This window comes from Bacteroidales bacterium, from assembly GCA_029210725.1.
Taxonomy (GTDB): domain Bacteria; phylum Bacteroidota; class Bacteroidia; order Bacteroidales.
In genome coordinates this window covers 78863-90626 of the sequence record JARGFM010000016.1, presented here as the reverse complement: position 1 = coordinate 90626, position 11764 = coordinate 78863, and the positions used below count along the sequence as shown (strand labels likewise).

Below are 11764 nucleotides of genomic sequence, written 5' to 3'. Positions count from 1 at the left end.
AGGTACAAGCTGATTGCTCAAGGGTATGAAGAATTGATCAAATCAACAACGCAAAATTAAACTATAGCCTTTTTCTTTCTATATCTTGTTAGTTTTCAACATCTAAGAGAACTGCGAAACTTTAATAACAGAAAATAAAGCTGGTACTTATTAAAGGGGTGCAGTTTCATATATGGGGGATTTATAAACAGGGCTTGAAGATATAAAAGAATTCCAGGCTTCGTATCTTTGAAAGTAACTTATTAGTCTATGTGCTTTAATAAACCTGCAAAAACTTCCTGATGATCATCCGCTTCCGGACTCTTCTGGACACCTTTAAAACTATCCTTATCCAAAATGGCTTTCCCGGAAGCCAGGCGTCAGAACTATCCCGGGTTTTTGCCGAGACCACCATGGACGGGGTATTTTCCCATGGGATAAACCGTTTCCCCAGGTTTATTGAGGATGTGAAGAAGGGGACGGTATATCCCGGAACCACGCCGGCACTCATCCATAATCATCATGCACTTGAACAGTGGGATGGTCAGCAGGGAGCCGGTATTTCGAACGCCCTTTTTTGTACAGACAGGAGCATGGAACTGGCCACCCTGCAAGGGATCGGAGCTGTGGGCCTCCGCAACACCAATCACTGGATGCGGGGAGGAAGCTACGGATGGAGGGCCGCCGAAAAGGGATTCCTGTTCCTGGGCTGGACCAACACCATGCCTAACATGCCGCCCTGGGGAGCTTCGTCCCCGAGACTGGGGAACAATCCATTCATCCTGGCCATCCCAAAGCGCAGGGGACCTGTGGTTCTGGACATGGCCATGAGTCAGTATTCTTATGGAAAACTGGAGTGGCACAAGAGAAGCGGAACTGAGCTTCCCGAATATGGAGGGTATAACCTTCAGAACAGACTGACAAAGGATCCCGGCGAGCTGCTGGAATCAAAGCATCTTTTGCCTGCCGGACTCTGGAAGGGAAGTGCCCTGGCACTGGTGCTTGACCTTTCTGCGGCCATTATCTCAGGCGGGAACACCACGCAGCAAATTGGAGAACTCAGCTCCGAAACCTCACTTTCACAGGTATTTATCTCCATTGATACCAGGCGGTTCATGGCTGAAGAGCAACAAGAACTGCTTATAAAGGAGACCCTGGAATACATAAAGGCCCGGCAGGAACAGCTTCGCTATCCGGGTCAGAGGGCACTGGAAGACCGGAAAAAAAATATGGCACAAGGGGTGGATATTCCAGATGAGCTGTGGAAGCAGATTATGGCGCTGTAGTGCTCACTACCTTGCCTTTAGAAAAAACCTCTTCTGCCGTTGCCAAAACGGGGATTGACAATATTGTTGTAGATGGAGCCAAAGGTGTAGGTGATCCCAACACCAACTTCAATATTGTAACTGGTTTCAAGCTCCTGCAACTGCAAGAGGATTTCTGCCTCCGAGGCTTCTCCCCTGACCAGGGATAGCTGGTCATTGATTCTGGCCACTCCTCCTCCGACCCGAAGGGAAAGTCCCTTCAGGATCCGAACGTTTACGAAGCCATTTAACTCGACCCTGTTCTTTGTGAAGTCATGGAAAAAATTCGATCCTTCCAAGGCGATGTTGACCGAGCCCCATTTTTCCTGCACCTGGTAGGCCACCTGCAGCTCCTGTTTCCATAAAAGCTCCTCCACCTGATCATAAATGGTCGTATCGTTGTAAAGCTGGTACGAGCTGCCAAGGCCGTATAAGAAACGCAACTGGCGATGGGTCGATTTGGAGTAGGGAAAAAGATTATACTCCACAGATGGTAAAAATTCCACGGCCAGGCGGATATTGTTGTAGGAGGAGGACAGCTGGTTGACTCTCAGGCCGGCGGACCAGTGTTCCCCCAGGCTTTTCACGGCCAGAACTTCCAGTCCCTGGTAACTTTTATCATTGGTATACAGGGTATCATCATAGGTGTACTTGGTCCTGGTGTACCGGTGATCAAAATCAACTTCAAGCTTCCAGTCATGGGTAATTTTGGTTGCCGAGACGGAACTTCGCAAGGAGAGCTCCTTGTAGGACTCTTCACCTTCAAAGTCGGGTTCAGCCTCCAGCTCAAACACCCAGTTGTTCCAGTTATCTTCAACCACCTGGTTCTCAATCCGCCCGGTCGGATCGATCAGCACTTCACTGTAAAGGGGTGTTTTAGCCACATAGGGCATCAATCCCATTTTCAGCATCTGGGTCCTCCATATCCTTTCATAATCCCGGTTATCGTCGGGTCTGCTTGCATAAACCAGGGTATCATTGTAGCCCTGAAAATCCTGCTGACCAACAAATGAAAAGGTATATTTTCTGCCGCCGCTGCCGGTGGTCTCCCGGGTCTCCAGAATGTATAGCTGGGCCTCCTTTACATCCCTGACATAGTTCACATAAGGAATCTCTTTACGGATGTAATTCATATCACAGCGGGCACAATCAATAAATATCCGGAGGGCATTCTCCCGCTGTACCGAAGAGTCTGCCTCCAGATCCTGACCGGCCAGTGAAATGAAGGAAAACAGGAAAAGGACCAGGGAGCTTAGGGAAATAGTGTTCTTTATCATAAAGCAAGGAATCGTTTTCAACTTAAAAAGTTTGACAGCCAAAAAAACAAAAGGTTTAAATTAAACCCTCGTTGCAGAGTGCCTGGTTCAGTGCCCTGACCGCATTGCGGTAGTCCTTCCGGTTAATTACAAACTGCATATTCACCTGCATCAGCGACTGGGAGACCGCCTCCACGTTCACCCCGGCTTTAAAGAGCGCGGTAGCTGCCTTGGCCAGGGAGCCCGGATAGGTAATGTTGGTGCCCAATGCACAGACCAGCGCCGTCTCCTTAACGGTCACCTTGTGATAGAGTCCCTTTAATTCGGTCAGCATTCCGGAGGTGACATCCTTTTGCCAGAAGACCATGGTAATGCTGTTGGCGTTGGTGGCCTTCAGGATATAGGAGAGCTTGTACCTCTGAATCACCTTCATCAGGTTCAAATCGTAGCCCACCTGTCCCACCATAAACGGATCGTGAATCTCCATGGCCAGCACCGCATCGGATCCCGAAATAATCTCCACCCTTGACTCTTCTCCCCGGTAATCCTTGGAAATAAGAGTACCGGGATGATCCGGTTCAAAAGTATTTTTGATCCGGATATTGATCCCTGCAAGTTCCAGGGGTTTTGAGGCCTTGGGATGTATGGCCTCCATGCCGATATCCGCCAGCTGATCGGCTACATTGAAGTTCGTTGCACCTACTGGCCTGGAATACTCCACTCCGACAATGGCCGGATCGGCACTTGAGAGGTGGTACTCCTTATGAATCACCGCCTCACCGGCCTGAACCCGAACGGCAATCTTACTAAATGTAACTTCCGAATAGCCACGGTCAAACTCCCGCATAATTCCCTCCGTGCCTTTTGTATACCCGGTAGCAACGGGAACAATCCTGGAAAAGTCGATGTCAGCAAAAGCCTGTCTGATCCTTTCATCAATGCTCAGATACTCGGCGTCATGAAAGCCGCATAGGTCCACAAAGACAGATTCTATTCCGTTATTTTTCAATATATTAACCGAATTAAAGGCCGAATGGGCCTCTCCGATGGATGCCAGGATCTCCCTGGCAGCCAGGAGTATATTCTGCTTATCCACATATCCGGAGGCCATCACCTCCTCCAGGCTGACCAGGTAGTTCCTGCACTGCTCCACCCGCTTCCGGATAAAGGCGTCGGCCACCTCCAGGTCCAGTCCGATCGCCTCAAAGCCATGATTGATGCCCAGCAGTTTTTCCAGCAGCGCTTCCAGGGCCTTCCGGTAATCCAGGTTCCTTACAAAAAGATCATAAACGCCGGGTTCACCTGTTTTCTTATGCTCAAGCAACCAATTGGTTACATGATTGTAAGCCGAAACCACAAAAATCCGCTTATAATAAAAACCCCCGGGTGCCTGCCTCTTGACAATATTCTCCAATACATCTCCGAATCTGGACATGGATGAGCCACCTATCTTATGAACTGTCAGCATATCGTAATCATTAGTTTCAATCCATCAAAAATATGGAGAATTTTCAGGAAGATTGCACTTTTTTGCTCTATATCCGCGAAGAGCTATAAAAAGCATTCCTAAATGCAGGTCCTTTCCAGGGAGTTGATCAGTGCTCCGGGATAGGCAGAAAGATCAAAAAACTGCTCCAGGTAGGACAAAACCTTTTTCTTGTATTTATCCTCCAGGTATTCAAAATCCCGGACCAGCTGCAGAATCTCTTCCCTGTTCAGGTTAATATGCTCGATGGCTGCCAGATAGGCCTTATCTTCCCGGCAGGGACCCAGGTAATAACGTTCCCTGACCGAGCTGATCCCTAGCTCCTCAGTTGGTATGGCATAGTAAGTATCCACCAGGCCCGTGTAATCAAAATCATAGGGGACCGGAGAATATCCGGCAGATCCGTATGCAGGCAAACCCAGGAACTTCAGATTGTGACGGCCATAAACAGAATAATCGACATTTCCGATCATGTACTGGAACAGGGCCAGGATATCGATCTCCCAGGGCCGCAACAGATGGGTGGTTAAATCATCCCTTTTGATCAGCACTGCATTCAAACGCTTCGCCAGCATCTCCTCAGGTTCAATCATAAAGGCCCATCCCTCCGTTACTTTATTATTTCTTCCGGTATCCACGTAGGTCATCCGGATCAACCTGACCCTGAAACTGACCGGAGAAACAATATTATATATCTTATAACACAAAAACTCCTTCAGTACATACTCCTCATAAGCCCTTGAACCCTTGCAGTGGGTTACAATTTTGATTCGTTCGATATCCTCCAGTTCCTCCTTCCTCAAACTGGTCTTCCGGATATCCAGCCAGAAGGGGGCAAGACTGCAATGGTTTCTCCTGAAACTTCCCCGGGCCTTCAAACGCATCTCCTTCTCCAGAAGAAGGCTGTCATTGATCTGGTAGCTGAAACACACCGGCATATACTCACCCTTGTACTTTTCTCTCTGATACTTCTTCAGGTCCAAAGTCAGTGTAATATGCATGGGGTCCGACTCACCAAAGAGGTCCAGGGATGTTTCAATGGTATCTACCTGCCGGACATGCTCTACCTGAATCTGAGCGTACAGGAGCCCTGAATTCAGAACACCTACGCTGAATATAGCCAGGTACAGGAGATAAGAACTGGGTTTAAGGCGCATATTCAAATATATAAAATTCAGACTTGAATAGAAAGTCTTTTCCATGGGATTCCATTATTGAAACGCAGAGTGATAATTTGATATTAAAACGGTCTGTTTTTTGTCAATTTGTAGCAAATGTTTCTTACATTTGCGGTTTACGTTACATTTTGACACAAAATGGCAGGAAAAACATTATTTGATAAAATCTGGGATCAGCATGTGGTGGAAGAGATCAAAGGAGGGCCCTCGGTGCTCTATATTGACAGGCACCTGGTTCATGAAGTTACAAGTCCCCAGGCCTTTTCCGGTATTGAAAAAAGGGGGATCCGCCTGTTCCGTCCAGAGAAAACAGTGGCAACTCCCGATCACAATGTTCCCACTCAGGATCAGCACCTCTCCATCAGGGATGAGCTCTCCCGCTTCCAGGTGAACAAGCTGACCGAAAACTGTAAGAAACACGGAGTCACTCTCTATGGCCTCAACCATCCCTATCATGGCATTGTGCACGTCATAGGTCCGGAGCTGGGCCTTACCCAGCCGGGACTGACCATGGTTTGCGGGGACAGCCATACTTCCACACATGGCGCCCTTGGGACTGTGGCCTTCGGAATAGGGACCTCCGAGGTGGAAATGGTACTGGCCACCCAGTGCATCCTTCAGCCAAAACCCAGGAAGATGCGTATCACCGTAGACGGAAAGCTAAGCACAGGGGTTACTGCCAAGGATGTGGTCCTTTATATCATCTCCAAAATCTCTGCCAGTGGTGGAACCGGCTACTTCATTGAATATGCCGGTTCGGCCATCAGGAGCCTCTCCATGGAGGGCCGGATGACCATATGCAACATGAGTATCGAAAGCGGGGCACGGGGCGGACTGATTGCCCCGGATGAAACCACCTTTGAATACTTAAAGGGACGTGAATTTACCCCGGCAGGTGCAGATTTTGACCGTGCCGTGGAACGCTGGAGGCTTCTGAAGAGTGACAATGACGCCGTCTTTGATAAGGAACTGCACTTTAATGCCGCCGATATCGAGCCGATGATCACTTACGGGACCAACCCGGGAATGGGTGCAAAAATCAAGGACCGGATCCCGGCACTGGAAGAGATTGATCCTGCTGCCAGGGAATCCTTTAAAAAATCACTTGCCTATATGGATTTTGAGGCCGGAAGTCCTATCGCCGGCCGCAAAGTGGATTATATCTTCGTTGGCAGCTGTACCAACGGCAGAATGGAGGATCTGCGCGAAGTGGCCGGGTTTGTCCGGGGGAAACAAAAAGCCGCTCATGTAACTGCATGGATCGTACCAGGTTCCAAACAGGTTGAGGAGCAGGCCCACAGGGAGGGGATTACGGCAATACTGGAAGCTGCCGGTTTTAAGCTGAGGCAGCCCGGTTGTTCCGCCTGCCTGGCCATGAACGACGATAAGGTGCCTGAAGGAATGCTGGCCGTTGCCACCTCCAACAGGAACTTCGAAGGCCGGCAGGGACCCGGCTCACGAACCATGCTGGCCAGTCCGCTTACTGCAGCGGCTGCAGCTGTTACCGGGAAAGTTACAGACCCGAGAACCCTGTTATAAAACAACAAAAACGGCCCAGAATTGTAATACTTTAAAGACTGCAGATGTCCATTACTAAATTTCAAACCATAGAATCCACGGCAGTACCTCTGCCCATCGAGAATGTGGATACCGACCAGATCATCCCTGCCCGTTTTCTGAAAGCCACCACCCGCGACGGATTCGGGGAAAACCTCTTCCGCGACTGGCGCTTTGATAAAACCGGCAGGCCCATAGAGGACTTTGTACTGAACAGGAAGATCTACTCCGGGAGCATTCTGGTAGCCGGAAAAAATTTTGGCAGTGGATCTAGCCGGGAACACGCTGCCTGGGCCATTTTTGACTATGGATTCAAAGTGGTGGTTTCCAGCTTCTTTGCAGATATCTTCAAGAACAATGCCCTGAACAACGGGCTTCTTCCGGTCCAGGTTCCGGAATCTTTTCTCTCCACACTTTTCAGGGCCCTTGAACAGGATGCCGCGACCCTGATCAGGGTAGATTTGGAAAAGCAGGATATCACCCTGGCTGCCTCAGGTCAATCAGAAAGCTTCGATATAAACCCCTATAAGAAAGAGTGTCTTCTCCATGGATACGATGATATCGATTTCCTCTTGAGCATTAAAGATAAGATCATTCAATTTGAAAAATCAAGAAGTTAAATCTGTCAGCTCATGAAAATCACCATCATGGATACCACCCTGCGGGACGGTGAACAAACCTCCGGGGTTTCCTTTACAGCAACAGAAAAACTCAACATTGCCAAAGTGCTCCTGGAAGAACTTCAGGTGGACCGCATTGAAGTGGCCTCGGCCCGGGTTTCGGAAGGAGAGTACCAGGGGGCCAGGAAGATCTTTACCTGGGCCAGGAAGCATGGTCATCTGGACAAGGTGGAAGTGCTGGGATTTATTGACGGGGATATTTCACTGAAATGGATCAAAGATGCGGGTGGAAAGGTTGTCAACCTTCTGATGAAGGGTTCTCTGAAGCACTGTCAGAATCAGCTCAGGAAAACTCCTGAACAGCATATTGCTGATGTTAAGGAGGTTTTGCGACTGGCCAGGGAGATGGGTATCCGGATGAATGTCTATTTCGAGGACTGGTCCAATGGCATGCGCAACTCCCCCGAATACATGTACCAGTTACTGGATGCCCTGAGGGATGAGAGCATCGACAGGTATATGCTTCCCGATACCCTGGGAATCCTGAACCAGCAGGAAACCTATGATTTCTGTCTGGATATGGTTAGCCGCTATCCGGAGCTCCGTTTCGACTTCCATGCACATAATGATTACGACCTGGCAACGGCGAATGTATTTTCAGCCATCAAGGCAGGAATTACAGGCATCCATACGACCTTGAACGGATTGGGAGAACGGGCCGGAAACGTTCCGCTTTCCAGTGTTATTGGAGTGGTCAAAGACCATTTTAAATATCAGATGAACGTGAAAGAGGACCGGCTCTATCATGCCAGCAAAATGCTGGAATCCTTCTCCGGGGTCCGGATACCACCAAACAAGCCCCTTATTGGCGAAAATGTTTTTACGCAGACCAGCGGGATACATGCCGACGGGGACCAGAAAGACGACCTCTACTTCAACGACCTGCTTCCTGAAAGATTTGGCCGGAAAAGGAGTTATGCTCTTGGGAAAATGTCGGGAAAGGCCAGTATATTGAAGAACCTGGAGGAGCTTGGCATTGAGCTTAGCAAGGAGGATGCCAGGCTGGTCACTGAACGGGTCATTGAGCTGGGTGACAAAAAGGAGATTATCACCAGGGACGATCTGCCCTATATAATCTCCGATGTACTCCGCGGAAAACGGGTTCAGGAGCGAATTAAGATCATGAATTTCCAGCTCTCTGTAGCCCGCGGCCTCCGTTCTGTAGCCACCGTGGCCATAGAGATCGATTGCCAGGTATATGAAGAGACTGCTTCGGGCGATGGCCAGTATGATGCCTTTATGAAGGCCCTGTGGAAGATCTATGATAAACTGCATAAAAAGCACCCGGTGCTTACCGATTATGTGGTTACCATTCCCCCGGGGGGGAAGACGGATGCGCTGGTAGAGTGCATGATTACCTGGAACTACGAAGGAAATATCATAAAGACCCGTGCACTGGATTCGGACCAGACGGTGGCAGCCATTAAATGCACCACCAGAATGCTTAATATTATTGAAACTGATAAATAAATGGATTTTAACATTGCTGTATTACCCGGGGACGGTATTGGTCCCGAAATAGTCGAACAGGCCATTAAAGTACTTCAGGCTGCCGGTGCCAGATACAAGCACAATTTCAGATTTACGCAGGCCCTGGTGGGTGCTGCCGCCATCGACCAGGCAGGAGATCCGTTCCCGGAAGAAACTTTCCAGCTCTGTTTGAAATCTGATGCCGTTCTGTTTGGAGCCATCGGAGATCCCAAGTATGACAACGATCCCAGGGCCAGGGTGAGACCCGAGCAGGGACTGCTGGCCATGCGCAAGAAACTGGGGCTCTATGCCAATATCCGCCCGGTAAGCACTTTCAGCTCACTGATCCATAAATCCCCCCTGCGCAAGGATCTGGTAGAAGGTGCTGATTTTGTAGTGATCAGGGAACTTACCGGAGGTATTTATTTCGGCGAGCCCAGGGGCCGTTCGGAGGACCAGAATACCGCATTCGACACCTGTGTCTATACCCGCCATGAGGTGGAGCGCATCCTGAAGCTGGGATTTGAATATGCAGCCAGGAGAGACAGGCGCCTGACCGTGGTAGACAAGGCCAATGTACTTGCCAGCTCCAGGCTGTGGAGAGAGATCGCCCAGGAGATGAGCCCGGCGCATCCGGAAATCGAAGTGGACTATATGTTTGTGGATAATGCTGCCATGCAGATCATTCAGTGGCCCAGGAAATTCGATGTGATGGTGACCGAAAATATGTTTGGAGACATCCTCTCCGACGAGGCCAGTGTAATCTCCGGATCACTGGGTCTGCTGCCTTCTGCTTCTGTAGGGATCCATACCTCGGTATTCGAGCCCATACATGGCTCCTACCCCCAGGCGGCAGGCAGGAACATTGCCAATCCGCTTGCTACGGTGCTTTCGGCGGCCATGCTGCTGGAACTGGCCCTGAACCTGACTGAGGAAGCACAGGTCATACGAAATGTGGTGAACCGTTCCATGGACGAAGGAGTCGTTACCGAGGACATTGCGGAGGGGAAATCCTATGGCACTTCCGAAGTAGGCGACTGGCTGGCAGCGAACCTGTAGCACAGGATCAGGCCCGCTTGGGAGGATGAACCATCCGCTTCAGGAACCAGACATTGATCCCTGCTCCGGCATCCTCCCACTTATGATACTCTTCAAATCCCACATAATGATAAAGTTTCCGGACTTTATCCACGGTGGTCTCAATCAGGATCGGAAGCTGGAGTTTTTCAGAAAGGCCGAAGAGGTGGTCCCTGATATCGGCCAGGCCCTTGAGGCTTTTATTATTGGGAACACTTCCCAGGACCCAGACATAGATGTAGTCTTTGTAATCGGGTCGTAAACTGGCAATATATTTTTCCCGCCTGAGGGTAGGAAATAACTGGGAAAACCGGATGGCCTGAAGGAACATCCTGGCATAACGGAGATAATCGGTCAATCCTCTTTTATACTGGCTCTTCGTATAGTAAAAGAGCACCGTTGTCTTGTCTTCTGAAAGATAGATCCCATTAAACTTCTCTACCAGGGTATAGGCATATTCAGTCATCAGGCGCACACTTCTGGCGGGATTCTTCTTTTTCATCATCGCCACGGCACGTGGATTCTGTTCAAAAGCACTGGAGACAATCGATATGATAATCTCCCTGTCAGACTGATTCATACTACAGGGTGTTGAGATTACTCAGATTCCATCAATTCTACTAATTTGTGATAAATTTCTGTATTCTCGTACACCCCGATGAAGTTTTCTGCACCGGGACCATAGGCAAATACAGGTACCAGGGCTGCAGAATGATTGGTGGAGGCAAAAGTCGGTTCAATCACCGAGTAGTCAGAAGTCCCCTGACTGTTGTTTCCTGCAGCCCCCAGTGTAAATCCACCCGTTTCATGATCGGCAGTTACAATAACCAGGGTTTCCCCATTCTCTTGCGCATAGTCCATCACGATCCCGACTGTACTCTCAAAATCATTGACTTCTGCTTTCATATACTCCACCTGATTCCCATGACCGGCCCAATCAATCTGTGATCCTTCCACCATCAGAAAATATCCTTCCGTTCCTGTTGCTAGAAAATCCATCGCTATGGAAGTTGCCCGGGCCAGAAAATCTCCACGGCCATGCAGCATGGTTGGCATATGTTCCTGGCCCAGTAAAAAACCATATCGGCGCCCCTCTTCCGGTTTTTTGATTTTCTTCAGTTTGCGATAGTTAATTTCAATGCCATACTCCTCAAAGGGAAAGGCTCCGGTGGAGTCCCTGAAATATTTGGAGCCGCCGCCAGCAAAAAAATCGATCTCCGAGTTTAATAAGTCCTTAGCAATTTCGGCCTGCATATACCGGTCGGGCTGATGGGCATAAAATCCTGCCGGTGTGGCATCGGTAATATGGGAAGTGGCAATGACCCCGGTCATATATCCCCGGAGGGACAGTATTTCGACAATATTTTCACGCACCACGGTATCCAGGTCCACACCAACAGCCATGTTGTAGGTTTTGTAACCGGTAGCCAGCGCTGTTGCTGCGGCGGGGGACTGGGTTACCACTTCCTGCCCGGAAGAAGTCCTGGCAAGTCCGATATACTTAAAACGGCTGAAAGCCGGCTCCTCTTCTTTTCCTTTCTCATCCGGGAAATAGTAGGTGGAAGAGAGCTGTGAAATCCCCATGCCATCGCCGATCATCAGGATCACATTTTTAGGTCGCTCCATCCTGCCAGATTCATATTGCCCCTTTAAGGGCAGCCATAAAAACAGTCCTGACAACACAAATGCCAGAAATCCTGCATGCCTGATAAAAACTAATTGCTTCATCCTGTCCTCCTTTATGAAACAACCTTAGCAAAGCAAAAATGTTTGTTGG

10 protein-coding genes are annotated in these 11764 nt (G+C 49.3%); 5 read left to right on the top strand and 5 right to left on the bottom strand.

Annotated elements, in window-relative coordinates; all coding sequences use genetic code 11:
* Positions 1-281 precede the first annotated feature (281 nt).
* Positions 282-1265, top strand: coding sequence for a 3-dehydro-L-gulonate 2-dehydrogenase (gene yiaK, locus P1P86_10580; protein MDF1575620.1), 984 nt, complete (start codon positions 282-284; stop codon positions 1263-1265).
* Positions 1266-1282: 17 nt separating this feature from the next.
* Here the strand turns inward: yiaK and P1P86_10575 are convergent, their stop codons facing one another.
* From P1P86_10575 to P1P86_10565, 3 genes are all read right to left on the bottom strand, one after another.
* Complete coding sequence (locus tag P1P86_10575) at positions 1283-2560, bottom strand: hypothetical protein (GenBank protein MDF1575619.1); 1278 nt, start codon at positions 2558-2560, stop codon at positions 1283-1285.
* A gap of 55 nt (positions 2561-2615) precedes the next feature.
* Positions 2616-4007: an aspartate kinase gene (locus P1P86_10570; protein MDF1575618.1), complete on the bottom strand. Its 1392-nt coding sequence runs from the start codon at positions 4005-4007 to the stop codon at positions 2616-2618.
* A gap of 98 nt (positions 4008-4105) precedes the next feature.
* Positions 4106-5182, bottom strand: coding sequence for a hypothetical protein (locus P1P86_10565; GenBank protein ID MDF1575617.1), 1077 nt, complete (start codon positions 5180-5182; stop codon positions 4106-4108).
* Positions 5183-5341: 159 nt separating this feature from the next.
* On the opposite strand from P1P86_10565, the gene leuC reads away from it, so the two are divergent.
* From leuC to leuB, 4 genes are read left to right on the top strand one after another with little or no spacing between them, the layout of a single operon-like run.
* Complete coding sequence (leuC, locus tag P1P86_10560) at positions 5342-6742, top strand: 3-isopropylmalate dehydratase large subunit (GenBank protein MDF1575616.1); 1401 nt, start codon at positions 5342-5344, stop codon at positions 6740-6742.
* 44 nt (positions 6743-6786) lie between these two features.
* The gene (leuD, locus tag P1P86_10555) at positions 6787-7380 is read left to right on the top strand and encodes a 3-isopropylmalate dehydratase small subunit (GenBank protein MDF1575615.1); all 594 of its coding nucleotides are present in this window, start codon (positions 6787-6789) and stop codon (positions 7378-7380) included.
* Between the two features lie 12 nt (positions 7381-7392).
* On the top strand, positions 7393-8910 hold the full coding sequence (locus tag P1P86_10550) for an alpha-isopropylmalate synthase regulatory domain-containing protein (protein ID MDF1575614.1): 1518 nt from the start codon (positions 7393-7395) through the stop codon (positions 8908-8910).
* Positions 8911-9969 (top strand): 3-isopropylmalate dehydrogenase, encoded by a 1059-nt coding sequence (gene leuB / locus P1P86_10545; GenBank protein MDF1575613.1) that lies wholly within the window; start codon positions 8911-8913, stop codon positions 9967-9969.
* A 7-nt stretch (positions 9970-9976) separates the two neighbouring features.
* On the opposite strand, the gene P1P86_10540 is transcribed toward leuB, so the two are convergent.
* Together P1P86_10540 and P1P86_10535 are read right to left on the bottom strand one after the other, a co-directional pair.
* Complete coding sequence (locus P1P86_10540) at positions 9977-10567, bottom strand: hypothetical protein (GenBank protein ID MDF1575612.1); 591 nt, start codon at positions 10565-10567, stop codon at positions 9977-9979.
* 17 nt (positions 10568-10584) lie between these two features.
* Positions 10585-11715: an alkaline phosphatase gene (locus P1P86_10535; protein ID MDF1575611.1), complete on the bottom strand. Its 1131-nt coding sequence runs from the start codon at positions 11713-11715 to the stop codon at positions 10585-10587.
* Positions 11716-11764 lie beyond the last annotated feature (49 nt).